This window comes from Vreelandella sp. 162(4c) (assembly GCF_058152265.1).
Map to the genome: position 1 here is coordinate 5,401,234 of NZ_CM176981.1, position 24,648 is coordinate 5,425,881.

The 24,648-nt window shown below is 55.2% G+C and carries 20 protein-coding genes; 4 read left to right on the plus strand and 16 right to left on the minus strand.

Translation table 11 applies throughout. The features are described 5' to 3' along the window. Positions 1-78 precede the first annotated feature (78 nt). From ltrA to AC4EYZ_RS24980, 3 genes are all read right to left on the minus strand, one after another. Entirely contained in the window at positions 79-1,467 is a 1,389-nt protein-coding gene (gene ltrA, locus AC4EYZ_RS24970) for a group II intron reverse transcriptase/maturase (RefSeq protein WP_022521957.1), read from the minus strand. A gap of 516 nt (positions 1,468-1,983) precedes the next feature. Continuing rightward, positions 1,984-3,765 (minus strand): aspartate--tRNA ligase, encoded by a 1,782-nt coding sequence (gene aspS, locus AC4EYZ_RS24975; RefSeq protein WP_022523491.1) that lies wholly within the window; start codon positions 3,763-3,765, stop codon positions 1,984-1,986. 65 nt (positions 3,766-3,830) lie between these two features. Then, the gene (locus tag AC4EYZ_RS24980; RefSeq protein ID WP_133732523.1) at positions 3,831-4,130 is read right to left on the minus strand and encodes an FmdB family zinc ribbon protein; all 300 of its coding nucleotides are present in this window, start codon (positions 4,128-4,130) and stop codon (positions 3,831-3,833) included. Positions 4,131-4,426: 296 nt separating this feature from the next. On the opposite strand from AC4EYZ_RS24980, the gene AC4EYZ_RS24985 reads away from it, so the two are divergent. Beyond that, the gene (locus tag AC4EYZ_RS24985) at positions 4,427-5,368 is read left to right on the plus strand and encodes a D-2-hydroxyacid dehydrogenase (RefSeq protein ID WP_474192799.1); all 942 of its coding nucleotides are present in this window, start codon (positions 4,427-4,429) and stop codon (positions 5,366-5,368) included. Between the two features lie 35 nt (positions 5,369-5,403). Here the strand turns inward: AC4EYZ_RS24985 and AC4EYZ_RS24990 are convergent, their stop codons facing one another. Both AC4EYZ_RS24990 and AC4EYZ_RS24995 read right to left on the minus strand, forming a co-directional pair. After that, positions 5,404-5,679, minus strand: a complete 276-nt coding sequence (locus AC4EYZ_RS24990; RefSeq protein ID WP_027959414.1) for an acylphosphatase — start codon at positions 5,677-5,679, stop codon at positions 5,404-5,406. Between the two features lie 36 nt (positions 5,680-5,715). Further along, positions 5,716-6,615: a YihY/virulence factor BrkB family protein gene (locus tag AC4EYZ_RS24995; RefSeq protein ID WP_027959413.1), complete on the minus strand. Its 900-nt coding sequence runs from the start codon at positions 6,613-6,615 to the stop codon at positions 5,716-5,718. 143 nt (positions 6,616-6,758) lie between these two features. Here AC4EYZ_RS24995 and AC4EYZ_RS25000 point away from each other — a divergent pair, with 143 nt between their 5' ends. After that, positions 6,759-7,853 carry a bifunctional nicotinamide-nucleotide adenylyltransferase/Nudix hydroxylase gene (locus AC4EYZ_RS25000; protein WP_022523496.1) on the plus strand — a complete coding sequence of 365 codons (1,095 nt, stop codon included), beginning with the start codon at positions 6,759-6,761 and terminating at the stop codon, positions 7,851-7,853. A 13-nt stretch (positions 7,854-7,866) separates the two neighbouring features. Here the strand turns inward: AC4EYZ_RS25000 and AC4EYZ_RS25005 are convergent, their stop codons facing one another. From AC4EYZ_RS25005 to AC4EYZ_RS25035, 7 genes are all read right to left on the minus strand, one after another. After that, positions 7,867-8,784, minus strand: a complete 918-nt coding sequence (locus AC4EYZ_RS25005; RefSeq protein WP_009286686.1) for a LysR substrate-binding domain-containing protein — start codon at positions 8,782-8,784, stop codon at positions 7,867-7,869. A gap of 62 nt (positions 8,785-8,846) precedes the next feature. After that, positions 8,847-10,268: a cardiolipin synthase gene (gene cls / locus AC4EYZ_RS25010; protein ID WP_022523497.1), complete on the minus strand. Its 1,422-nt coding sequence runs from the start codon at positions 10,266-10,268 to the stop codon at positions 8,847-8,849. 92 nt (positions 10,269-10,360) lie between these two features. Then, entirely contained in the window at positions 10,361-11,866 is a 1,506-nt protein-coding gene (locus AC4EYZ_RS25015) for a fumarate hydratase (RefSeq protein WP_022523498.1), read from the minus strand. A 190-nt stretch (positions 11,867-12,056) separates the two neighbouring features. Beyond that, positions 12,057-12,878 (minus strand): endonuclease VIII, encoded by an 822-nt coding sequence (nei, locus tag AC4EYZ_RS25020; protein ID WP_490204065.1) that lies wholly within the window; start codon positions 12,876-12,878, stop codon positions 12,057-12,059. Between the two features lie 4 nt (positions 12,879-12,882). Beyond that, entirely contained in the window at positions 12,883-14,910 is a 2,028-nt protein-coding gene (uvrB, locus tag AC4EYZ_RS25025; protein ID WP_474192434.1) for an excinuclease ABC subunit UvrB, read from the minus strand. 24 nt (positions 14,911-14,934) lie between these two features. Continuing rightward, positions 14,935-15,342, minus strand: coding sequence for an OsmC family protein (locus AC4EYZ_RS25030; RefSeq protein WP_022523500.1), 408 nt, complete (start codon positions 15,340-15,342; stop codon positions 14,935-14,937). Continuing rightward, complete coding sequence (locus AC4EYZ_RS25035) at positions 15,342-15,539, minus strand: hypothetical protein (protein WP_007114205.1); 198 nt, start codon at positions 15,537-15,539, stop codon at positions 15,342-15,344. Before AC4EYZ_RS25035 ends, AC4EYZ_RS25030 begins: the two co-directional genes overlap by 1 nt. Positions 15,540-15,715: 176 nt before the next feature. Between AC4EYZ_RS25035 and ygfZ the strand changes: the two genes are divergently transcribed. Further along, positions 15,716-16,687: a CAF17-like 4Fe-4S cluster assembly/insertion protein YgfZ gene (gene ygfZ, locus AC4EYZ_RS25040; RefSeq protein WP_009286681.1), complete on the plus strand. Its 972-nt coding sequence runs from the start codon at positions 15,716-15,718 to the stop codon at positions 16,685-16,687. Between the two features lie 7 nt (positions 16,688-16,694). Here ygfZ and AC4EYZ_RS25045 read toward each other — a convergent pair whose 3' ends face one another. The 4 genes from AC4EYZ_RS25045 to AC4EYZ_RS25060 form a co-directional block, all read right to left on the minus strand. After that, positions 16,695-17,462: a TatD family hydrolase gene (locus AC4EYZ_RS25045; RefSeq protein WP_474192433.1), complete on the minus strand. Its 768-nt coding sequence runs from the start codon at positions 17,460-17,462 to the stop codon at positions 16,695-16,697. A gap of 22 nt (positions 17,463-17,484) precedes the next feature. After that, positions 17,485-19,074 carry a peptide chain release factor 3 gene (locus AC4EYZ_RS25050; RefSeq protein WP_474192432.1) on the minus strand — a complete coding sequence of 530 codons (1,590 nt, stop codon included), beginning with the start codon at positions 19,072-19,074 and terminating at the stop codon, positions 17,485-17,487. 238 nt (positions 19,075-19,312) lie between these two features. After that, positions 19,313-19,522, minus strand: a complete 210-nt coding sequence (locus tag AC4EYZ_RS25055; protein ID WP_022523503.1) for a putative motility protein — start codon at positions 19,520-19,522, stop codon at positions 19,313-19,315. 140 nt (positions 19,523-19,662) lie between these two features. Then, positions 19,663-20,904 carry an NAD(P)/FAD-dependent oxidoreductase gene (locus AC4EYZ_RS25060; protein ID WP_474192431.1) on the minus strand — a complete coding sequence of 414 codons (1,242 nt, stop codon included), beginning with the start codon at positions 20,902-20,904 and terminating at the stop codon, positions 19,663-19,665. 313 nt (positions 20,905-21,217) lie between these two features. Here AC4EYZ_RS25060 and amt point away from each other — a divergent pair, with 313 nt between their 5' ends. Continuing rightward, a complete protein-coding gene (amt, locus tag AC4EYZ_RS25065) occupies positions 21,218-24,598 on the plus strand; it encodes an ammonium transporter (protein WP_474191932.1) in 3,381 nt (1,126 codons plus the stop codon). Positions 24,599-24,648 lie beyond the last annotated feature (50 nt).

Here is a 24,648-nt window from a genome sequence, read left to right on the forward strand (position 1 = left end):
AGAACAATCGAGTAGGAAGGGGAGTCGCCTCCCCTGTCCTCTCACACCACCGGGCATACGGTTCCGTACCACGGCGGTTCATGCAGAACGTTTAAGCCATCTTACCGTATCCAGTACCGAGATCAGTCCCTGGTCATAAAACCATTTCCTCGGCAGGGCCTGATTCATGTGCGAAGCCCCGGCATTCCACCAGGGGCCTCGACCGTTCCCCGCCGATTTCCAGGCGCGGTGCCCGTCTAGGCCTAGCCCTCGCAGCTTCCGACGCCGAGTCGATGGGCGTTTCCATTGTCGCCAGATCAGGCCGCGTAAGCGCCGCCGTATCCATTGATCCAGTGCTTCCAAGGGGCGTTTCACATCAACAAGATTGAAGTAGTTAGCCCATCCTCGTAGGACTGGCCTCAACCCTTCGATTACCCGTTGGATGTTACGCCCCCTGCCACGTTTCAGGATCTCACGGACACGCTGCATCATGCGTGTCAGGCTTGTCTTGGCGAGCGTCAGTTTCGACTGCTTGTGCCGAGTGAGGCTGTAGCCCAGATATCCGCGTAGCCATGGCCGATCCACCGCACTTTTACGGCGATTGACCGTCAGCCGAAGTGAGCTCTCGAGATACTCACTCAAGCTGCCCATGACCCGCTCGCCTGCTCGTCGGCTCCGTACATAGATTTGTACATCGTCGGCGTAGCGGCAGAAGCGGTGGCCTCGGCGTTCCAACGCCTTGTCCATGTCGTCCAGCAGGATGTTCGCCAGTAGCGGGCTGAGGGGCCCGCCTTGGGGTGTCCCCCGCCGCCTCGGCGTGGGCAAGCCATGCTGGAACATACCCGCCTCCAGATAGCGACGGATCAGACGCAGTACACGCTTGTCGTCAACGCGCCGCGCGACCCGTGCCATCAGCAGGTCGTGATTCACTCGGTCGAAGAAGGCTTCCAGGTCAAGATCGACCACCCAGCGGTGACCGGCGGTGACGTGGGCCTTCATGGCCGAGACGGCCTGCTTGGCGCTCCGCTTGGGGCGGTAGCCGTAACTCGACTCGGAGAAGCCCGGGTCGAAGATCGGCATCAGTACCTGGGACAGCGCTTGCTGGATTAGGCGGTCGGTAACCGTGGGAATACCGAGCTGCCGCGTCCCACCCTTGGGCTTAGGGATCGTGGTTGCTCGGATCGGGCTGGGGTGGTACTGATCGGCCAACAGCCGCTCGCGCAGCGTTGGCCAGTACTGCTTCAGGTGGTCAGCCAGTTGATGCACCGTCATGCCATCGACACCCGGTGCGCCTTTGTTGGCCACCACCCGACGGTAAGCTCGCTCCATGTTTTCCGGGTCAACGACCCGTTCCATGAGCGAGGTTGGCTCCGCTTTCGTCCACGATAACGACGCCGGGCTGGTCTCGACGCTCACCGGCTGGGACTCGGGGTACTGCCCCTGCCCCTCTGGGTGAGTGACGGTATTAGCGTCATGGTCTGTCTTCATGATCGATCCTCGAGACGTTATCGCCTACTCGCGGTTCTTCATGTTCGGCCCTTGGTGCCGTGGTGAACCGGCACTTACTATGGCCTCGGCTGACGTCTGGTGATCCCTCCCGTCGCCTCTCGACGACGGTAGCACCGTGGCAGACCACCAGACCTCCCAGGGTAAGACGCGCGACCTTCCCGCTTATGCCTGTCGGATTTACATCATGGCGTTCCGTGCAAGTATCGGGCTTTGGTGAGTGTAGCCACCTTACCCCGCCATGACGCCTCGTATCCGCTTCCTGTTCGTCAGGCCAGCGTTTTGCCTCGGGCTGCCTTCAGATTCCCCCTCGCGAGGGACACCCTTGCCGTCGGCTAGCACTTCCCCTTGCAGGGCGTGCAGGGGACTTTCACCCCCAAGTCATCCTGAAGCACCACCCCCAGGAACAGCGCCGGTCAAGGCGCTGCGCGCCATGCCTGGCGCACTACAAAAACACCGACGCCGTGGCGTCGGTGTTGAGCAGCCATCCAAACCGATTTATTCGGCGGCGGGTTCCGCTTTGACTTTCTGACGTAGGCGGATGTTCAAATCTTTCAACTGCTCGGGGCTGACTTCGCCCGGTGCATTGGTCATCAAACAGGCAGCGCTTTGGGTTTTCGGGAAGGCGATGACTTCACGAATAGTTTTGGCACCGACCATCAGCATGACCAAGCGATCCAAGCCAAAGGCTAAGCCACCATGAGGTGGTGCACCATACTGAAGTGCATCCAGCAGGAAGCCAAATTTCTCTTGGGCTTCTTCTTCACCGATGCCTAGAATCTCAAACACCGTGCTCTGCATGGTCTGATCGTGGATACGAATAGAGCCGCCGCCCAATTCGGTACCGTTGAGCACCATATCGTAAGCGCGTGAAAGCGCATTGGCGGGGTCTGCCTTGAGCTCTTCCGGTGTGCAGGAAGGCGCGGTAAAGGGGTGGTGCAGCGGGCTCAGGCGACCACTGTCGTCGGCTTCAAACATTGGGAAGTCGACTACCCACAGTGGCGCCCACTCTTGAGTATAGAGTTCCAGATCAGCACCGAGCTTGACGCGCAGCGCGCCAATGGCTTCGTTAACGATACGGGCTTTATCGGCACCGAAGAAGATGATGTCACCATCTTCTGCGCCCACGCGGTCGAGCAGCTCTTCAACGATGTTTTCCATAAACTTGACGATCGGAGACTGCAGACCTTCAAGCCCTTTGGCGCGCTCGTTGACCTTGATCCACGCCAAGCCTTTGGCGCCGTAGATGCCGACAAACTTGGTATATTCGTCGATCTCTTTGCGCGATAGCTTGGCGCCGCCGGGTACTTTCAGCGCCGCTACGCGACCATCATCCGCGCTGGCGGGGCCAGAGAAGACTTTGAAATCGACTTGCTGCATCAGGTCGTCGACATCGGTCAGTTCCAGCGGGATACGCAGATCCGGCTTATCGGAACCGAAGCGGTCCATCGCTTCCTGCCAGGTCATGCGCGGGAACTCAGGGAGTTCGGCTTTTAGCACGTCCTGGAAAAGCTGACGAATCATGGCTTCGGTAATGCCCATGATGTCGTTCTCTTCCACAAACGACGCCTCGATATCAATCTGAGTGAACTCAGGCTGACGGTCGGCGCGCAAATCTTCATCGCGGAAGCACTTGGCAATTTGGTAGTAGCGGTCAAAGCCCGCCACCATCAACAGCTGCTTAAACAGTTGCGGCGACTGAGGCAGTGCAAAGAAACTACCCGCGTGGGTACGGCTAGGCACCAGGTAATCACGAGCACCCTCTGGCGTAGCGCGGGTGAGTACCGGCGTTTCGATATCCAGGAAGCCTTGGTTTTCGAGGTACGCGCGCACGTTATGAGAAATACGCGAGCGCAGACGCAGCTTCTCGATCATATCCGGGCGACGCAGATCGATATAGCGATGCTTTAAGCGCACTTCTTCGCCGACCTTGCCATGCTCATCCAGCTGGAATGGCGGGGTAACGGCGGTATTGAGCACTTCAACGTCTTTTGCCAACACTTCAATCATACCCGTCGGCATGTTGGCGTTTTGGGTGCCTTCTGGGCGCAGCCGAACGCGACCAGTGATACGCAGGACAAATTCACTGCGGGCACGGTCGGCATTAGCGAATGCCTCGGCGGTATCAGGGTCGACCACGAACTGTGCGATGCCGTCGCGATCGCGCATATCGAGGAAAATTACCCCACCGTGGTCACGGCGGCGATGAACCCATCCGCATACCGTAACCGTTTGATCCACCAAAGTTTCGTTTAGCTGGCCGCAATAATGGCTGCGCATGTCAAATCCTGTTCTGTTACGTGGCAATGAGTGTGTCGCGGGCGTCCCGACCCTGACTGCCGCGGCTATGCCGCGGCGCCCTTGTCTTTGGGAGTGTCGCTCTTAGCGGTAGCGCTGGAATCGCTTGATTTACCGGCATCTGCAGAGGCAGTTTTGCCATCAGCGGCCAGGTTCTTTTTGCTACCCGTTTTGAAATCAGTTTCGTACCAACCGCCGCCGGCCAAACGGAATCCCGCTGCCGAGACAAGCCGTTCCAAGCCATCACTTTGGCATGCAGGGCAATCCTTGAGAGGATCGGCGCTAATCTTCTGCAATTTTTCCATGCGATGGCCGCAGGCCTTGCACTCATATTCATAGATGGGCATCTTAATGACTCCTAATAAGCTCAACCCTGACAAGCTTAGTTCTGACAGAACTGATTCTAAAGACCCAGCTCTAAAGGCTCAGTTCTAAAGACCCAGCTCTGACAAATCCAGTTCTATCTAAAAGACTCGTTCTGAAAAGAAAGAACAATGGCGAACACAAACGCTGCCAGGCTGCAATATGTGGCCAGTCGGGGTAAATTCCAAGGCTGCGGTTGATAAAGCGCCGCCATTATACCCTTTTGTGCCCCCTGACGAGCAAGGTTATACAGCCCCCTGCGGTTAATGGAGAGAAGAAAATGCCCCATGCGGTGATATTGGATGCGCAAAGTCTCGGCCCCGAGATCAATTTGGCCGCCATTAAGGAGGCGGTTTCAAACCTTGAGGTGTTTGAGCAGAGTACCACGCAACAAGCGCGGGAACGCCTTGCTAACGCCGATATAGCGATCGTGAACAAGGTTGTGCTGGACGCCGAAACGCTGCAGCAACTGCCAAAACTGCGGCTGATATGCGTATTGGCGACAGGCCTCAATAATATCGATCTTGAAAGTGCAAAAGAACACGACATTGACGTTAAAAACGTGGCGGCTTACGGCACCGCTAGCGTTTCCCAACACACTTTGATGCTCATGCTCGCGTTAGCCAATCGTCTTCCCCAATATCAGCGCGATGTCGCCGCAGGCGAGTGGCAGCGTAGCGCTTTCTTCTGCTTGCAGGATTACCCAACGCTCCAACTGGCAGGTAAACAGCTCGTCATGGTCGGGCAAGGCGAGTTAGGTACCGAAGTAGCACGCTTGGCGGAAGCCTTTGGCATGCAAGTCACCTTCGCCGCCCGCCCCGGCAACGAAGCTAATGATAAGCGCCCTGCCCTGGACGACCTGCTTCCCGATGCCGATGTTATCAGCCTGCACTGCCCGTTGAGCGAGGCCACCAAGCACTTGATCAATCGGGAGCGCTTAACGCGCGCCAAGAACTCACTGCTACTGGTCAACTGCGCCCGCGGCGGGGTTATCGATGAAGTGGCAGCGTTAGAGGCGCTGCGTAGCGGCAAACTGGGTGGATTAGGCGTTGATGTACTGCCCGCTGAACCACCCAGAGATGGGCACCCACTGCTGGATGCACTCAGCGAGCCGCTAAACTTAATTGTCACGCCTCACAACGCCTGGATTACACCAGAAGCGCGCCAGAATATTGTTAGCCTGACAGCTAACAATATCCTTGAATGGAAAGGTGCCCAATAGAGACCTGCCGTCTCATTAGAGGCTCCCAATAGGCTTTACTGGGTGGCAAAGTGGCTCGGGGCGCGGCAGTTATCCAGCACCTCGAGCTCTACATGGGTAACTTGTGCACCTTCTGAGCCCTGCCATAGCCATTCGCTTAGCAGCTTGACTGCGTCGGAGTGACCACACATCAACACTTCAACCCGGCCATCGGGCAAGTTTTTGGCATAGCCGGTGATACTGTGCTGAAGAGCTTTCTCTTGGGTGGCACGGCGATACCAGACACCCTGCACCTTACCGGTCACAAGGGCACGTACACAGCAATCACTCATACTTATCTCCTTACCTTGGCGCTTCTTAACGGAGTGTTAAACAAACTCGCGTTTGACAATCACTGCGCTGTTGCGCGGAATCAGCGGGCGGCCACGGCGTAACAGCAGTGAGCGGGTGAACGCCGCCCCAAACAGCAATATTAGTGAACTGTAGTAGACCCAGAGCAAAATCATGACCACCGACCCGGCGGCACCATAGGTAGATGCTGTAGCCGTATACGCCAGGTAAATCGCGATTACACTGCGCCCAATAGTAAACAGCACGGCAGTGACGACAGCACCAATCAACACATCTTGCCAGCGCAACACAACGTCGGGAAGTACTTTAAAAATGGTGGCAAATAGTAAGGTAACAACAGCCAGCGAGACCAGCGACTCAACTGACGTTGTCAGCAAGCTGGCATAAGGCACCAAATTATCGGCGGCCTGGAGCATACCGCGCAAAACGACACCTAATACCAGCGATACCATCAGTATGAATCCGATGGAGAGCACCACTGTTAACGATAGCAATCGACTTTTAAGAAAGCGTAAAGCGCTATTAGAAGTGGGCTTTGCCGTTACGCCCCAAATGGTATTGAGCGAAAATTGCATCTGGGCGAAAACGGTTGTTGCACCAATCACCAGGGCTCCTACGCCCAATAGCGTTGGCAGGATACCCGACTCCTCAATCCTGGATTGAGCGACGGCGTCTTGAATAGCGACAGCTGCGTCAACCCCTAAGGTACCTTGCAGTTGCGCTACAATTTGTCCCTGAGCCGCCTCTTCTCCCATCACGACACCGATAACTGTGACAGCGATAATAATGGTAGGCGCCAATGAGAAAAGTGTATAGAACGCTAGCGAACCTGCGTAGCTAAAGGCATTACGCTCCAACCATAGTGACGTGGCGTCTTGGACTACTTTCCACCAAAAGATAGCGGCGCGTTTAATCATATTCACTCCCTGTGCTCTGGGTAACGGGGCTTTTTATAAGCGTTATCAACATCCTATTTTTCTAGCATACCTAACCACAGCGTTTAGCGCAGTTTTCTGGTAGGTTGCATCTCTGAGTTCACCAAACGAAAAAGGAAGCTTGGATGGCCACTGATACTTCGCGCTCTGCGACTGCCTGCGATTTCGACTGTTTGGTGTTTATTGGCCGTTTTCAGCCGCCACATCTGGGGCATCTCGCGGTCATTCGTGAAGCGCTCAAACGCGCACGGCAGGTCATTGTGTTGGTAGGCTCTTCTTGGCAGGCTCGCTCACTGCGTAACCCCTGGCGATTCGACGAACGACAAGCCATGCTTCGCGCGGGATTTGACGACGCCGATAATCAACGCTTGGAGATCACCCCGCTACTCGACGCCCTCTATAACGACGATGTTTGGGTGCGCGATGTGCAGCGCAAAGTGCGCGATTTAGCTGCACCTGCCAATGCTCGCCTACCACGTATTGGCTTGATCGGAGCCAGCCGCGGCCAGTCAAGCTACTACCTTTCACTGTTTCCTCAGTGGGAGTCTGTCAGCGTGCCGTCGGTGGAGGGGATTTCAGCCAGCCAAATACGTGAGCGACTGTTTCGCTCGCCGAGCTCAACGAATGACTACCTGAGTACCGGCGCTTACCACGATTTACCGCCAGGGGTGGTGGAGAGCGTCAAACACTTTTGCAATGAGGGCGCCTATCAGCGCCTGATCGAAGAGCAGCAGTTGTTGGATCAGTACCGTCAGGCCTGGGCTCACGCGCCCTACCCGCCTATTTTTGTCACGGTCAACGCAGTGGTCGTGCAGTCAGGCCATGTGCTGCTGGTACGACGCACGGCGGCACCGGGCAAAGGCCTTTATGCCCTGCCGGGAGGGTTTATTAACCCCCATGAACGGCTGCTGGATGCTTGCTTGCGTGAACTTCGCGAACGCATTCGCTTAAAGGTTCCTGAGCCTGTACTCAAAGGCTCGCTGCGTGGGCAACGCCTGTTTGATGAACCCCACCGCAGCTGGCGCGGGCGCACCTTGGCGGAAGCTTTCTATTTTGCGCTACGCCCCGATCAGCAGCTGCCACGCCTAAAGCCCGTTAAAGGCGGTGATCATGCGCGCTGGGTAGCACTTGCAGATCTCGAGCCCGACAGCCTGTTTGAAGATCACTTCTTCATCATTCAGAACTTTTTAGGGCTACCCGCAGATTTTGGCAGTAGCTAAACGTCAACAGGCCCTAGGCTTGTAGGAAATCCCGCGGCAGCTTCATCATCTGCCGCCATAAACGCTCTACGCCGGGCTTATGCACCATCGAGCAGCGATATAAGCGGATTTCCAGGGGGATATCCCAGCTAGGGTCACCTGCCCTCACCAAACGGCCACTTTTCAGCTCTTCACGAATACAAAAGTCGGGGATCCATGCGACGCCAACGCCTTGTAATACCATTCCCTTCAGGCCTTCAGCCATGGCCGTTTCATATACCGTACGCAGCTTCATACGCAGCGGGTCATTTTTCAGCAGCATGCGTACACTACGCCCTAAAAAGGCCCCCTGGGTGTACGAAAGATAGGGAATGGAGGTGTCGTGCTGGAGTGAAAATTTTGCTTTCCCATGCTCGTCGGGTAACGAAACGGGCAGCATATTGACCTTACCAATTGAGAAAGAGGGGAATACTTCAGCGTCCAGTTGCATCGTCGCAAAAGGGTCGTAGTAGGCGAGCATCAGATCGCAGTTGCCCTCTCGCAGCACATGTATTGCCTCGCCCACATTCATGGCCACCAAGCGGGTCGGCAACTCGCCCAAACCCTGCTGCAGGCGGGAGATCCAAGGCGGATAAAAACTCAACGCCAGGGAGTGCGCCGCGACAATATCCAGCGCCTCATTGGCGATAGAGAGACCGCGCAAATGGCTAAGCGATTCGTTTAACTGTTCGACCAGATTGCGCGCAGTAACCAAAAACAGCTGCCCTTCGGGCGTTAACCCGACGGGGGTAGTTGAACGATCTACCAAGGTGACATCAACGGCCTGCTCCAACGCGCGAATACGGCGACTAAAGGCCGGCTGGGTCACGTGTCGCTGGCGTGCTGACGCAGAGAAGCTGCGCGTATTGGCTAGCGCTACAAAATCTTCCAGCCATTTTGTTTCAAGATTCACCCCATGACTCCTTGTCTCACCCTGCGTTTGAGCATCTCGATTTTCCTTTTAGGCTGACGTATCTATTGAACCGGGGCCATTAAATAGGCCGCCCGCGAAACGACTTTCATCCATACCGGGCGCTGGTTAATTTCATCGATGGTGACACGCCGACAGTGAGCAAAGTCTTTTTCCAGCATCGCCTCGACGCTGGTAGCAAAATCGCGGCTAGGAATAAACGCGGTAATCTCAAAATTTAACCGAAACGAGCGATTATCCAAATTGACTGTCCCTACCGTGGCTGCTTCGTCGTCTACCAGCATGACTTTTTGATGTAAAAAACCAGGAAGATAACGGTATATTTTAACACCCGCCCTTAACATATCGGGTAGAAATGAGAACGCAGAGAGGAAAACCAACAAGTGGTCGGGGCGCTCTGGAATCATCACCCGAACGTCGACGCCGCGCATCGCTGCCAGCCGCAGCGCATCCTGAACTCCCTGGTCAGGGACGAAATAGGGGCTAGTCACCCACAGCCGCTGCTTGGCGCTATGAATGACCTGCTGGACGAGAAGGCTGGCGGTGTCCTGACGGTCAGCGGGCCCAGAAGGCACGATCACCACATGGTGGTCGGTCACTGAGGAACACGTATCGGCCATCCAGTTCAGGCTAATCACTTCATCCGTCGCCCAGTGCCAATCCTCCCAAAATGCCTCCTGCAAGCCCAGTACGCTGGGTCCTGCAAGCTTGAGATGGGTATCACGCCAAGGCCCGTGCCGTGGGTTCTCGCCGAGATATTCGACCCCAATATTAAAGCCCCCTATCCAGCCCTCCTTGCCGTCTATTACCGTTATTTTGCGATGGTTGCGAAAGTTAAGCTGAAAACGGTGCTTAAAGCCTCGCGATGAGCGAAAGGCACTCACGGCCACCCCATCGCTGATTAAATCATTGAGGTAGCTATCGGCTAACTTGCGGCTACCCACTTCATCATAAAGAAAATAGACCCGCACGCCGCGCCGGGCAGCACACTGTAAATGGTGCTTCAAACGTTGCCCGAGAGCGTCGTCGCGAACAATGAAGAACTGCACCAAAACATATTTTTCCGCCCGGTCAATACCATCGAACAGGCTTTCAAACGTTGCTGGCCCGTCAATGAGCAGTGTCGCTTGATTGCCATGGGTTAACGGCATCATGGCAAGCTGCTCGACCGCCTGAATATCGGCGTTGGTAGAGGGCGCAACGTAGGGTTGAACGTTAGCCCGGTAGTGCACTAGAACCCGGCGTAGCACGGTGTCCCGCTGGCCGCGGGCAGACACATAGCCATAAAACCTTGGACGCCCGAAAAACCAGTACGCTGGAAGCGCGACATAAGGGAACGTCAGCAGCGAGATGATCCATGCCACGGCCCCCTGAGAGGTGCGACTAGACATCAGCGCCATAATGGCTGAAACGATGCCAAGCAGGTGTATCAGTAAGATGCTGGTCCCTAGCAACCAGGAGGTCATAGTCACGTCCTTATAAAGCCCTCACATAGAACAAGGCCTCGCCGTCAGCGAGGCCCTTATGCGTCTAAAGCCTAATCAACCTTACCACTCCATTACGCCGATTGGGCAATAATCTCTTTCCACTTCGCAGGCCCGGTTTGATGTACCGATGTGCCCAGGCTATCAACGGCGACGGTCACCGGCATATCTTCAACCTCAAACTCATAGATTGCTTCCATACCTAAGTCTTCGAAGCCCACTACCCGCGATTTTTTAATCGCTTGAGCGACCAGATAAGCCGACCCACCGACCGCCATTAAGTACACCGCTTCATTGTCACGGATAGCATCAATAGCGGCTTGGCCACGCTCTGCTTTGCCGACCATGCCTAACAGGCCAGTCTCTTCCAGCATAGTGCGGGTAAATTTATCCATCCGCGTGGCGGTAGTTGGGCCAGCGGGGCCAACGACTTCGTCACCAATGGGATCAACCGGGCCCACGTAGTAGATAAAGCGACCTTTCATATCCACGGGCAGCGGCTCGCCTTTGGCCAGCATATCGACCATGCGCTTATGAGCAGCATCGCGCCCCGTGAGCAGCTTACCGTTCAACAGCAGCGTATCACCAGGCTGCCAGGTTTTAACCTCCTCAGGCGTCACCGTATCAAGATTGACACGTTTGACGTTTTCACCCGCCTCGCGAGTGATTTCCGGCCAATCCTCAAGCTTCGGCGGCTCAAGTACCGCGGGGCCAGAGCCGTCAAGCGTGAAATGGGCATGACGGGTCGCCGCACAGTTGGGAATAATCGCGACGGGCTTGTTGGCTGCATGGGTTGGATAGTCTTTGACTTTAATATCCAGCACAGTGGTTAAGCCGCCTAACCCCTGGGCACCGATACCGCTCTTGTTGACCTTGTCAAACAGTTCTAAACGCAGCTCTTCGGCACGGTTGCTGGGGCCACGGGCCTGTAGATCCTGAATATTGATAGGATCGAGTAGCGCTTCTTTGGCAATCAGCATGGCCTTTTCGGCGGTGCCGCCGATGCCAATCCCCAGCATCCCGGGTGGACACCAGCCAGCGCCCATCTTCGGAAGCTGCTCCATCACCCAATCAACCACACTGTCGGAGGGATTCAGCATGGCGAACTTGGATTTTGCTTCGCTACCACCGCCCTTCGCCGCTACGTGAATATCGACCGTATCGCCGGGCACAATCGAGTGGTGAATAATCGCCGGGGTGTTGTCTTTGGTATTGGCACGCTTGCCGTCGGGATCCGCCAACACCGAGGCGCGCAGGATATTATCGGGGAGCAAATAAGCGCGACGAACACCTTCGTTAATCATGTCGTCCAGGCTCATGTCCGCTTCCCAGGTAACGTTCATGCCCACGTGAACGAATACGGTGACGATGCCAGTGTCCTGACAGATTGGACGGTGCCCGGTGGCGCACATGCGTGAGTTAATCAAAATCTGTGCGATGGCGTCTTTGGCGGCAGGGTTCTCTTCGCGCTCATAGGCGGCGGCCATGGCGTCGATGAAATCTTTAGGATGGTAGTAAGAGATGTACTGCAGAGCATCGGCAACGCTTTGAATAACGTCGTCCTGGCGAATCACGGTCATGGACTAATAGCTCCTAGGTTATCGTCTAGTCAGCGGCTTCCCCTCCGCGCCCGCGGAGGTGCCGTCTTAGCGTGCTACCAGTATACCGTATTGGCACTTACGCAGCAGCAATCCCTGGCACCTATCTGACTACTATGGTTAGGGCTTTAGTCGATGGTATCTCTTAAGCAAGATAACGGTATAACCCTACTCACGCCGACTGACAATATGGGCATAAATAGAGCCTTCGCGACCCAACCATTGTACGCTCAATCACCGTTCCACAGCGGTGGCATTCAAGCCCTGCCCGCTCGAAAACCGCAAAACGCCACTGCCTGCGCGGCTCACCCGCTGCTTTGGCCTGAACAATCCAGGCCTCACGATTAGTAACGCCTGCGGCTTGGTATGCTTGCCGGGTAACATCAATGATGCAGTCAGCCAGAGTTTGCTGCTGTTCTGGGGTTAAATCCACCGGTCGAGCGCTTGGCGGAAGCTGGGAGAAAAAAAGGATTTCAGAGCGCAAATAGTTGCCCAGCCCGGCGACCAACCCCTGATCGAGCAGCAGTGCCCCCAGGCTGCGTTTATGAAACTGCTTTAAATTCAGCCGCTGCTGCACATCGGAGGGAGCCACGTCTTGACTCAACAAATCAGGGCCCAGGCGGGCTAAGAAAGGATGCTCGGTGAGATTTTCTGCGTGCCAGAGGGAAATATCGGAGGCGCTATAGAGACTGGCGCAGCGCCCTTCTGCGCTCAATCGAACCCGCAGCGCGCGCTTGGTATTAGGCGGCTTATCATCGCCATGCAGCTTCCAAACACCATAAAGTTGGTTGTGGGAATAAAGCACGCGCTGATCGGCAAACCGGATCAGCATTGCTTTACCCCAGGTATCTACTCGGGCAACCCGAACACCCATAAATGATGCTGCCTGCTCGGCAAGTTCTGGAAAGGCGAACCAGGCATCGTCGATCACCCGTCCGCCTATCTGCTGCTCAATACGATCCGCCGCGCGGCGAATTTCCGGGCCTTCCGGCATACCGTTAGCCCAGCGCCAGCTGTTTGTCTTTCATTTGATGGAGCTGGTCGCGAAGCCGAGCCGCCTCTTCGAACTCCAGATTTTGTGCTGCCTCAAACATGGCGTCTTCGAGCTTACTGATAGCGCCCAGCAGATCTTGCTTGCTCATCGTGGTGACATCATACTCGGCGGCGCTTTCCGCCACCTTGCGCTCATTGCCACGGCGACGGCTGCTCTTCTTGCTGCCTGGCGCCTGGGCGGCTTCAAGTATATCGGCCACCGACCGCGTCACGGTGGTCGGTGTAATGCCATGCTCAAGGTTGTGTTCGGTTTGCTTCGCCCGCCGCCGCTCGGTCTCATCGATCGCTTTGCGCATCGAGTCAGTAATCCGGTCACCATAGAGAATCGCCTTGCCGTGGGCGTTACGGGCCGCTCGGCCAATGGTCTGTATCAGCGAGCGCTCGGCGCGCAGAAAGCCCTCTTTATCCGCATCCAGAATCGCCACCAGCGATACTTCAGGAATATCCAGGCCTTCGCGCAGCAGGTTGATGCCTACCAATACATCAAACTTGCCGAGGCGCAGATCGCGAATAATTTCAACCCGCTCGACGGTGTCGATATCCGAATGCAAGTAGCGCACCCGAATGCCGTGCTCGTCAAAATACTCGGTCAGGTCTTCCGCCATGCGTTTGGTTAGCGTGGTTACCAGCACTCGTTCGCCTACCGCAGTGCGCAGGCCAATCTCCGAGAGCAGATCGTCTACCTGAGTGCTGGCCGGGCGCACCTCAATTTCAGGGTCCAGCAGCCCGGTGGGACGCACCACCTGCTCTACCGTTTGGCTGGCGTGCTCGCCCTCATAGCGGCCTGGAGTGGCGGAAACAAAGATGGTTTGTGGTGAAATGGCCTCCCACTCTTCAAACTTCATGGGCCGGTTATCCAACGCCGAAGGCAACCGGAAACCATACTCGACTAGGGTCTCTTTACGCGAACGGTCGCCTTTGTACATACCACCTACCTGGGGCACGCTGACGTGGGACTCGTCGATAAATAGCAGTGCGTCATCGGGCAGGTAATCAAAGAAAGTAGGCGGTGGCTCGCCGGGGGCACGCCCAGAGAGGTAGCGGGAGTAGTTTTCGATACCGTTGCAGTAACCCAGCTCCAGCATCATCTCAATATCGTAAAGTGTGCGCTGTTCAAGACGCTGTGCTTCTACCAGCCGTTCATGCTTACGCATCCACTCCAGTCGCTCTTTGAGCTCCTCTTTAATGGCATCAATGGCGCCCAGAATCGTTTCCCGGGGGGTGACGTAGTGCGATTTTGGATAGATAGTCATCCTTGGCACCTCCCCGCGGACAGCGCCAGTGAGCGGATCAAACAGTCGGATAGTGTCGATTTCGCTGTCAAACAGCTCTACCCGCACCGCCTCCTCGTCAGAGTCGGCAGGAAAGATATCGATCACATCGCCGCGCACCCGGTAAGTACCGCGGCGGAAATCCATATCATTACGAGTGTACTGAAGCTCGGCCAAGCGCCGCAGGAAAGCGCGCTGGTCAATCAACTCGCCGCGAGTGAAGTGCAGACGCATTTTTAAGTATTGGTCGGGGTCACCCAAGCCGTAAATCGCTGACACTGATACCACAATCAGCGCATCGCGCCTTTCTAGCAGTGCCTTGGTGGCCGAAAGCCGCATCTGCTCGATATGGTCGTTTATCGAGGCATCTTTCTCGATAAAGGTATCCGAGGAAGGCACATAGGCTTCCGGCTGGTAGTAGTCGTAGTAGGAGACGAAATACTCTACGGCGTTATCCGGGAAAAACGTCTTGAATTCGCCATACAACTGGGCAGCCAGGGTCTTGTTCGGCGCCATCACGATGGTCGGGCGCTGCTGTTGTTCCACCACATTGGCCATGGTGAAGGTTTTGCCCGACCCGGTCACGCCAAGCAGCGTTTGGTGAGCAAGCCCAGATTCCAGGCCACTAATCAGCCCTTTAATAGCAGCAGGCTGGTCGCCAGCGGGCTGAAATTTTGACTGCAATCGAAAGGCTTTGCTCATCGGTGCTCCTATAAAAGATATAATTTAAACTAACCGGGTGGCGATCTCGACCGTAGACTGGGTCATCAGGCGTTGAATCGGGCAGCGGTGGCTAATATCTTCCAGCCGGGCGCGCTGTTCGGGGTCTTCAATACCGTGCAGTGTTAATGCCACGTCTAGCTTGTAGATGCCCTTTTTTTCCTGACTATCGTCCCGCTGCACGGTGACGGTAATGCCCTCAAGGGGCCACTCTTTACGCTTGGCGTACATCTGCACGGTAACCGCCTTGCAGGTACCCAGAGCAATATCGAAATAGTCGTGGGGATCAGGGGCACTGCCCTCGCCACCTACTATCGGTGGCACATCGGCATATAGATCTTCCAAGCCATTGACTTCAACTCGCTGCCTAAAGACATGGTTGCGTTCACTGATCACGGTAATGGGAGGGTGCATTAGGATACCTTTACGCCTAGCTTGAGTTTTTCAATGGCATTAATCAGCGTCTCGCGTTTTGCCCGGCCGTCCACATCGGCACCATGGCGCCCCACTTCGGCACTATCAACGCCATCAAGCATCATGAGCGCAGTGGTGATTTTGTTCACCTGATCGACCGATTTAACACCCTGGAATGTCAACGACTGCTGTGCCATAGCGTTTCCCTACCTGTTGCCCTGTGCAAAACTGATACAAGAGAAAGAGTCTAGCACGCTAATGGTGCCTTGCAATCAGTGACGACTGCCCACACCTAATAGCATTCAAGGCACTTTTACTTTTACGTACTGAATGCATCACTATCGAACGCTTTCCCACTTTTGCAGGAGTTTTTATGGCGACCGTTACCGCTAGCACCCCCGCCCTTGGCAGCGTCCGCCTTAACCACTTAGCCGCGCTGGATGTGAAGGGGGCGGATGCAGAAAAGTTCCTACAGGGCCAGACCAGCGCCCAAGTCAGCTTGGCCGACGGGCACTTTGCGCCGCTCACCTGTTTCTGCACGCCTAAGGGCCGCATGCTGGCCAACGCCCAGCTAATGCGCTTGGGCGAAGAGCATTATCGGCTACTGCTCAGTAATACCCTATTGGATAGCCTAGAGAGTCATCTTAAAAAATTCGCCGCTTTTTACCGTGCTGAACTAACCAGCCAACGCGACCTAGTATTCATTGGTGCCAGCGATGAGGCCCAATCGCTTGCGAATCAGCTGGGCCTGACGCTAGCTGATCAAGTAGGCACCCATACTAGCAACGATCAGGCCTGCGCAATCCGCTACCCTGGTGAGACACCGCGCTGGCTATTGTGTTTCGCAAACGACAGCAAGGTCGATTTAGCGTCGGCTCAGGATGACCAAGCGGGCCGTAACGCTTGGCAGCTTGAGGATATTCGTAGCGGTTTGGCGTGGCTAACCGATACCCAACAGGATCACTTCCTGCCCCAAATGCTGAACTGGGAAGCGCTGGGCGGCATTAGCTTTAAAAAAGGCTGTTACACCGGCCAGGAAGTCGTCGCCCGAGCACACTTCCGGGGTCAGGTGAAAAAGCGCTTGATGCGTATTAGCTTAGAAGCCGACTCACTGCCCGCAGCAGGTGCTAGCGTGGTTAATAGTGACGATAAAGCGGTAGGTGAAGTGGTGGTCAGTGCGTTTAATCATCAAGGCGGCGTCGAATTACTGGCAGTCATGAGCACCAAAGTCGCCGAAGAAACTATGCAACTTTATTTAGATGGGGTGCCAGCGACACTTCTCACGTTACCCTATACGATTGAACGCGTTGACCCTGAACAGCTGGCAGTTAGCCTCAACGGCTAGGCTTACTCTAGGTTGAAGGCAAGCCAAACAGCGTCGCGGCGGTATTACTGCTCTGAGCTGCGACCTGCTCCTCTGTTTGCCCGCGCAGTGCGGCAACAACGCTGCATACCTCAGCCACTCGACATGACTCATTACGCATGCCCTGGTAGCCGCTAAGCGGCATATCGGGGCTGTCGGTTTCCAGCACAAAGGCATCGTCAGGCAGTCCCTCAACGGCTCGCCGTAACCGCCTGGCGCGTTCATAGGTGACTGCGCCGCCCAACCCCAGCTTGAAGCCCAGATCGAGAAACTTGGTTGCTTGCTCAATGGAGCCTGAGAAGGCGTGAATCAGCCCTGCCTCTGGAAGCGCAAGCTGGCGTAGGCGCTTGGCGACCTTATCGTTGGCATGGACACAGTGCACCACTACCGGCAGCGAATGCTGTTTCGCTAGCTTCAGCTGGACATCAAAGTAGTGCCACTGCGCTTCAAGCGTGTCGGTAAAGCGACCATCAATACCGCACTCGCCCACTGCTACTATCTCAGGGTGCTCAGCGAGCAAATGATCAAGCGCGTTGATATCCGACGCTTGATGCTCATCGACAAAGTAAGGGTGCAAGCCCAAGCATACCGACGTATCCGGCCGCTCGCCGAGCGCCAGCACCTGCTGCCAGCGCGAACGGGTCGTCCCCGGTACCACAAAGTGCACGACACCCACTGCCTTAGCGGACTCGAACACCTCAGCCCGATCATCATCGAACTGGGTAAAATCGAGATGGCAATGAGCATCTATCAGCATGGGAACGCCTGACATATAGGGATTAGTGCTCGCGGGTAGGTTGGAAGCGAATATCCGGCCAACGCTCCTGAGTCATCTGCAGGTTCACCCGAGTAGGCGCAATGTAGGTGAGATAACCACCACCATCGATCGCCAGGTTGGCACTGGCCTTGCGCTTGAACTCTTCCAGCTTTTTGGCATCTTCACAGTAGACCCAGCGAGCTGTCTGGACATTGACGCCTTCATAGAGGCAGTCGACCTTGTACTCCTCCTTGAGGCGGTGGGCGACCACATCGAACTGCAGGGTACCTACGGCGCCGAGAATCAGGTCGTTGTTATCCATCGGCATGAAGACCTGGGTAGCCCCCTCTTCGGAAAGCTGCTGCAAGCCTTTTTGTAGCGCCTTCATCTTAAGTGGATCTTTAAGCCGTACGCGCTTAAAGAGCTCGGGGGCAAAGTGGGGTATGCCGGTAAAGCGCATATCCTCACCCACGGTAAAGGTATCGCCGATCTGAATCGTACCGTGATTATGGAGACCGATAATATCGCCTGGCCAAGCCTCCTCCACTTGGGAGCGGTCTGAGGCCATAAAGGTCAACGCATCGGCAATCTTAACGTCCTTGCCAATACGCACATGGCGCATCTTCATGTTCTTTTCGTACTTACCCGAGCAGACGCGCAAAAAAGCGATGCGGTCGCGGTGATTGGGATCCATATTGGCCTGGATTTTAAACACGAAGCCGGTGAAACGCTCATCATCGGAAGTAACTACCCGAGTATCGGTTTCGTGGGCCTTGGGCGGCGGCGCGTACTCGACAAAGCCATCCAGCATCTCGCGCACCCCAAAGTTACCCATGGCGGTACCGAAATAGACCGGCGAAAGCTCACCCCGGCGATAAGCCTCCAGATCAAATTCATGGGAGGCGCCACGCACAAGTTCTACTTCCATACGCAGCTCTTCGGCCTGATCTTCCCCAAGCACAGCATCCACTTCGGGATTATCCAAACCCTCAATGCGCTTATCCTCGGGAATACGGCTACCCTGCCCCTGGGTATAAAGATGAATCACGTCGTTATAGAGGTGATAAACGCCCTTAAAGTGGCGACCCATGCCAATCGGCCAGGTCATCGGCGCACACTGGATATTCAGTACCGTTTCAACTTCATCCATCACCTCAATGGGATCACGGATATCGCGATCCATTTTGTTGATGAAAGTGAGGATCGGCGTGGTGCGCAGACGACACACTTCCATCAATTTAATGGTGCGATCCTCAACACCTTTGGCGCCGTCGATCACCATCAAGGCAGAGTCAACCGCCGTAAGCGTACGGTAGGTATCTTCAGAGAAGTCTTCGTGACCGGGCGTATCCAGCAGATTGACGATGCGTCCGCCATAGGGGAACTGCATCACCGAGGTCGTTACTGAGATACCCCGCTCCTGCTCCATCTTCATCCAGTCTGACGTTGCATGGCGATCGTTACGCTTGCTCTTCACCGAGCCGGCTAACTGGATGGCATTGCCAAATAGCAGCATTTTTTCGGTAATGGTGGTTTTACCGGCGTCGGGGTGCGAAATAATAGCGAATGTCCTGCGAAGCTCGGCTTCACGGGCTAATTGAGTCTCTTTCATTGTGCCTCTTCAAATATAGGGTCTCATTCGCAGCACTCACTCAGCAGCTTTCGCTAACTGGCCACCGCGCGTTGAGCCATGTCCATTGCGACAATTGTAACGCTTGGAGGCGGCTGTTGTCGCGGGTGGCGTCAAATGTGACGCTCTTGAAAAAGGCCAAAAAAAACGCTGAACAAGTCAGCGTTTTAATCTTACAAAGTGGCACAAGGCCGATGTTAACCACCACCAAAGCCGGGGGCTAGGCGAAGGTATTTACCTGCGTACCTAGGGTGCCCTCTTTAGCTAGATCTGGCTGCGCGCCAGTATCGGCAGAGGCCATTATTTCAGTTACTTGATCAGCTTGCGTATCCAAAGCTTCTTTGAAAACCTGCATTTGAGCCTGTTCGGCGGTTTGCGCCTGATTCATATACAGCGATGCACTGACTGAACTGCTGATGCCTACATCCATATATCCACCTCATGGTGTGCAAATGTACTTATAAACTAGCAAAGCATTAGATCACGCGCAAAGATACCGTCTCTATTACTGGTGCTAGCGTCTATTACTATCGGCCTAACTCGCCTGATCATTAATAAATAAAGCGCTAGTTAGAACCTATCAGCACGAAATGGTGCCATATCGATGGCCGTGGGCTGCCCCTCCATCATATCCGCCATTAGATGACCGGTGGCGGGCCCCAGAGTGAACCCCTGATGGCCATGGCCAAAGGCAAGCCACAACCCTGGATGCCTTGGCGCAGGCCCAATCACTGGCTTCATATCGGGCAAACAGGGGCGCGCGCCTTTCCAAGGGGCGTCATCGCGTCGCTCGCCCAAGGGGAACACGCTGCGTGCCACTTTCTCGGCGGCGCCCAGTTGATTGACATCAGCAGGCGCATCCAAGCGATCCAGCTCAGCGCCGGTAGTCAAGCGAACCCCTGCGTTCATCGGCGCCAGCAGGTAGCCCACCTCGGCATCCATAACCCAGAAATTTAGCTTGGCTGGCGCTTGAGGCGCGTAGTGCATGTGGTAGCCACGTTTTACAAAGGTAGGAAAGTGGTAGCCCAATTCTTTTAGCCAGCTTCCCGCCCAGGGCCCTAGCGCCACGACGACGTCATCTACTTCTAACGCTTCAGCAGCGGTATTGACCTGCCAGCGATCACCCATTTGCTGAACCGACTTGATATCCGACTGCAAAATACGCCCGCCATCATTACTAAACGCTTGGGCGTAAGCCGCGACCAACTCACCTGGATCAGCAACCGTCCAGGGATCAAGCCAGTGAATTGCGCCGATAATGGTGTCACTCAAAGAGGGCTCTTTCTGCGCAAGAGCCGCCTTATCCAGTTGCTCAAACTGCACGCCATAAAGGCGCCGTGCTTCTTCGGCCTCGGTTATCCGCGCAGCAAGTTTTTCAGGCGTGCGATATAGCTCAAGCCACCCCTGCCTGCGCACCAAGTGCTCAGCGCCTGCGGCTTCAATCATCGGGCCGTGGGTTTTTAGCGAAAGCTGAATCAGTGAGGCGTATTCCGGCACGATTTTCTGGTAAGTCTTCGGCGCTGAGTTCATCCAGTAGCGCAATAGCGGGGAGGCGGCGTTGACCATACCCGCGGGGCGGTAACGAATATCTACCCGACGGTTAGGTAAAACGCTGAGGAGCGTTTTAACGTCGCGGGGAAAAGGGTAAGGCCTTACCGCTTCCCGCTGAATGATACCCGCATTGCCAAACGAGGTTTCGCGGCCAGGCTGAAGGCGATCTACCAGGGTCACCTCATGCCCACGCTGGCGCAGATGCCAGGCAATGCTGACACCGACCATGCCTGCTCCCAAAACTACCGTTTGACGCGCCATCTTGATGCACTCCCTTTTCAGCGTTTATGAACCACAATTGAAGATCTATAACTAATTGAAAAATATCACCAATCAATGCGCATTAACACAGTAGAAAACGCTATTTTATTTCTAAAAATCAGTAATTAATGCTGTCATTAGCGTTAAAAAGGATGACTTCACTATTAGCGGCATAACAATTGCTTAGTTTCTATTAGGAAACCTGAATAGCAGTCAGTTAGCACCGGTGCAACGGTTCCCCCTCCTTCCGCTTAAAACAAACAAAGCACCAAAAAGAAGCGCACTTGCACCAAAAGATACTAAGGAAAACACCATGCCTGCCACGCTAAATTTGGACAGCTCGTTGCTCGATATGCTCTGGGTGCTCTGGGCCGCTGCTCTGGTATTTGTGATGCAAGCTGGCTTTCTCTGCCTGGAAGCGGGCACTACGCGCACCAAGAATGCTATCAACGTCGCTATGAAAAACGTAGCGGACTTTGCCATTGCCGTCAGTATTTTTTGGTTAGTCGGTTTTGGTCTCATGTTTGGCGACTCTCACCACGGCTTAATCGGCACAACGCTGTTTGGTTGGCAATTAGAAGCCTCCAGCCACTGGGTGATTACCGTTTTTATTTTCCAAGCAATGTTCTGCGCCACCGCCGCTACCATTGTGTCGGGCGCAGTGGCAGAACGTATGCCCTTTTTAGCCTATACCTGGACGGCCCTCTGGATAGCCTTGGTTATCTATCCGGTTTTTGGGCATTGGGCATGGGGCGGGCTTTTGGATGGCGCGGAAGGCTGGTTAGGGGCGCTAGGGTTTGTCGACTTTGCGGGCTCCACGGTCGTACATAGCGTAGGCGGTTGGGTCGCCCTGGCAGCGGTACTGTGTATTGGGCCACGCAGCGGACGCTTCAGCCACGGTAAACCACCTACTGCCTTCCCTTCAGGCAACTTACCCCTCGCCATGTTAGGCGCACTGTTTATGATCTTAGGCTGGTTTGGCTTTAACGGCGGTAGCACCCTGGCCGTTACCGAGCAAATACCCAGCATAATAGCCAATACTGTTTTGGGCGCCGTCGGCGGCATCCTTTCGGGCATGCTGATGGGGCTACGCACTCGGCGCTACGCCGACGTTATGTATGCGATTAATGGCGCCATTGCGGGCTTGGTCGCCGTCACCGCCAGCGCTCATGTGATCTCCTTATCGGCGGCATTTGGGCTGGGTGCGGTTAGTGGCGTACTGATGGTACTGACCAGCGAATGGCTGATAAGCAAACATATTGATGATGCAGTCAGCGCCATACCCTCGCACCTCGTCGCGGGCGTATGGGGTACGCTAGCACTGCCCTGGGTCGCTGACTTAACACTGATGGATAGTGGCTTGTCGCGATCCGCTCAGTTTGGCGTTCAGTTGATCGGTGTTGTGGTGTGCGGCGTTTGGAGCTTTGGCAGCGCCTGGCTACTGTTCCGCATTACCCGGCGCTTCCTGCCCATACGCGTCTCACCTGAAGCAGAAAAGATGGGCCTCAATCTCGCCGAGCATGGCGCCAAAAATGAGTTGAACCAACTGCTTGAGCATATGCGCCAGCATGAACAGCAGGGTGATATGCGCCAGCGAATTGACGCCGACCCGTTTACCGAAGTGGGCGAAATAGCGGCGAGCTATAATCGCGTAACCGCTGCCCTTGAAAGCGCCGTTGGACATACCCGCGTGATGCTTCGCAATCTCCGCGATGGCGTGATTACCTGGCAGGCAGACGGCACCCTGACCAGCCTTAACCCTGGAGCGGAGCAACTCTTCGAGGTCGACGCCAAACAGATTATTGGCCAACCTGTCTCGCAGCTATTGCCAACCCGCTCCCTCAGCCCCGGAGCACGCCATGAAATTAAACGCCGCTGCGCAGATATGCAGGTGCGCCACCTGGAAATACAAGTCAGCGAAGGAGCCAGCGGTTCCGCGTCAGAGCGCTCAGGGATGGTGCGCGATATTACCGAGCGCAAACAGCTGCAGGAGCAGTTAAACCGCGAACGCGACCTTGCCCGTACTACCCTGGCATCGATCGGTGATGGCGTTATTACCTGCGACGCTAGTGGCAACGTAACGTTTATCAATGCGGAAGCTAAGCGCTTGACCGGATGGACACTCGAAGAGGCCATGGATAAACCCATTTACGTGGTGTATCAACTACTCGATGAAGCCAGTGGCCAACCGCTAAACAACCCGGCCCGGCAAGTGCTCACTCAACTAACTCCGGTGCACTCCACCGAGCACTGCCTACTGGTCAGTCGTGATCACTCGCATACCCCCATCCAACACAGCGCTTCACCAATACGTTCGCGCAGCGGCATTACCTTAGGTGCAGTGGTCGTTTTTCAGGATGTTAGCCTCACTCGCCAGTTGACCGAACAGCTGAGCTATCAGGTCAGCCATGACAACCTGACCGACCTGCTCAACCGCCGCGCCTTCGAATCAGCACTGACTGCGCTACTTAATCGCGACGATGGCCACCATGTGCTGTGTTACCTGGATCTCGATCAGTTCAAAATCGTCAATGACACCTGCGGCCATCTCGCTGGAGATGAGCTGCTGCGCCAATTGGCGTTAAAATTTAAAGACCATGTGCGCAGCAGCGATATCGCCGCCCGCCTGGGTGGCGATGAATTCGCTTTGTTGCTACCCGATTGCGGTATAGAGCGAGCATTGACGATTGCGGAAGCGTTACGCTGCGATATTGAGCAGTATCGTTTTTCTTGGCAGGGCCATACCTTTGGTATCGGCGTAAGCATTGGTTTGGTTGAACTCAACGCCGCTCAGCCCATGCAGTTGAGCCAGGCTCTCCACGCCTCTGACGCTGCGTGCTACGCCGCGAAAGAGGCAGGCCGCAATCGCATCCACTGCTATCAGCCTGACGATCATGCATTACTGGAGAAACACGGCGAACTGCAGTGGGTACAACGCTTGCAAAATGGCTTGGATAACGACACCTTCCGTCTTTTCGCCCAACCCATTGCAGCCATTTGCGCCACTGGCCCTGGCTACCGGGAAATTCTGCTGCGACTTGAAGAGCATGGAGAGATCATCGCGCCAGGTAGCTTTCTACCCGCTGCCGAGCGTTATCACTTTATGGAGCGCATTGACCGCTGGGTGATTCGTAACACCCTAGCCTGGCTAGGGGATCAAAACCGCCATGCGACGCTGCCACCTCACAGCTTATGGGGGATCAATCTTTCAGGTGCGTCGCTTTCCGATGCGGATTTTTGTCACGACCTTATTACTCAGGTCGCCATGGCAGGCCTGCCCCACGGCACGCTCTGCTTTGAAATTACCGAAAGCACCGCCATTGCCCAACTCTCAAGCGTGAGTGAAATAATTGTCACCCTTAAAGAGTACGGCTGTCGCTTTGCACTGGATGACTTTGGTACCGGCCTCTCCTCTTTTAGCTATTTGAAGCAGTTGCCCGTCGATTATTTGAAAATTGACGGTAATTTTATCCGCAATGTGCATCAGGATCCGATTGATCGGGCGATGGTTGAGGCGATTCATGCCGTCGGCAAGGCGTTAGGAATTGAAACCATTGCTGAATTTGTGGAAACCCAGGCAACGCTGGATATTTTGCACCACATGGGAATCAACTACGCGCAGGGGTATTTGCTGGGCAGGCCTGAGCCGCTCACCCATATGGCGGGTAACCGCATTAAGGTGATGCCGCGCTAGCTACAATAAAGGGGGAGTCTAAAAGCCAGAAACACAAAAACCCCAGTTAA

Bases quoted from the DNA above. Each gene is read 5' to 3' on its own strand.
- ltrA (WP_022521957.1), bottom strand. From the start codon at position 1,467: ATGAAGACAGACCATGACGCTAATACCGTCACTCACCCAGAGGGGCAG.
- aspS (WP_022523491.1), bottom strand. From the start codon at position 3,765: ATGCGCAGCCATTATTGCGGCCAGCTAAACGAAACTTTGGTGGATCAA.
- AC4EYZ_RS24980 (WP_133732523.1), bottom strand. From the start codon at position 4,130: ATGCCCATCTATGAATATGAGTGCAAGGCCTGCGGCCATCGCATGGAA.
- AC4EYZ_RS24985 (WP_474192799.1), top strand. From the start codon at position 4,427: ATGCCCCATGCGGTGATATTGGATGCGCAAAGTCTCGGCCCCGAGATC.
- AC4EYZ_RS24990 (WP_027959414.1), bottom strand. From the start codon at position 5,679: ATGAGTGATTGCTGTGTACGTGCCCTTGTGACCGGTAAGGTGCAGGGT.
- AC4EYZ_RS24995 (WP_027959413.1), bottom strand. From the start codon at position 6,615: ATGATTAAACGCGCCGCTATCTTTTGGTGGAAAGTAGTCCAAGACGCC.
- AC4EYZ_RS25000 (WP_022523496.1), top strand. From the start codon at position 6,759: ATGGCCACTGATACTTCGCGCTCTGCGACTGCCTGCGATTTCGACTGT.
- cls (WP_022523497.1), bottom strand. From the start codon at position 10,268: ATGACCTCCTGGTTGCTAGGGACCAGCATCTTACTGATACACCTGCTT.
- AC4EYZ_RS25015 (WP_022523498.1), bottom strand. From the start codon at position 11,866: ATGACCGTGATTCGCCAGGACGACGTTATTCAAAGCGTTGCCGATGCT.
- nei (WP_490204065.1), bottom strand. From the start codon at position 12,878: ATGCCGGAAGGCCCGGAAATTCGCCGCGCGGCGGATCGTATTGAGCAG.
- uvrB (WP_474192434.1), bottom strand. From the start codon at position 14,910: ATGAGCAAAGCCTTTCGATTGCAGTCAAAATTTCAGCCCGCTGGCGAC.
- AC4EYZ_RS25030 (WP_022523500.1), bottom strand. From the start codon at position 15,342: ATGCACCCTCCCATTACCGTGATCAGTGAACGCAACCATGTCTTTAGG.
- AC4EYZ_RS25035 (WP_007114205.1), bottom strand. From the start codon at position 15,539: ATGGCACAGCAGTCGTTGACATTCCAGGGTGTTAAATCGGTCGATCAG.
- ygfZ (WP_009286681.1), top strand. From the start codon at position 15,716: ATGGCGACCGTTACCGCTAGCACCCCCGCCCTTGGCAGCGTCCGCCTT.
- AC4EYZ_RS25045 (WP_474192433.1), bottom strand. From the start codon at position 17,462: ATGCTGATAGATGCTCATTGCCATCTCGATTTTACCCAGTTCGATGAT.
- AC4EYZ_RS25050 (WP_474192432.1), bottom strand. From the start codon at position 19,074: ATGAAAGAGACTCAATTAGCCCGTGAAGCCGAGCTTCGCAGGACATTC.
- AC4EYZ_RS25055 (WP_022523503.1), bottom strand. From the start codon at position 19,522: ATGGATGTAGGCATCAGCAGTTCAGTCAGTGCATCGCTGTATATGAAT.
- AC4EYZ_RS25060 (WP_474192431.1), bottom strand. From the start codon at position 20,904: ATGGCGCGTCAAACGGTAGTTTTGGGAGCAGGCATGGTCGGTGTCAGC.
- amt (WP_474191932.1), top strand. From the start codon at position 21,218: ATGCCTGCCACGCTAAATTTGGACAGCTCGTTGCTCGATATGCTCTGG.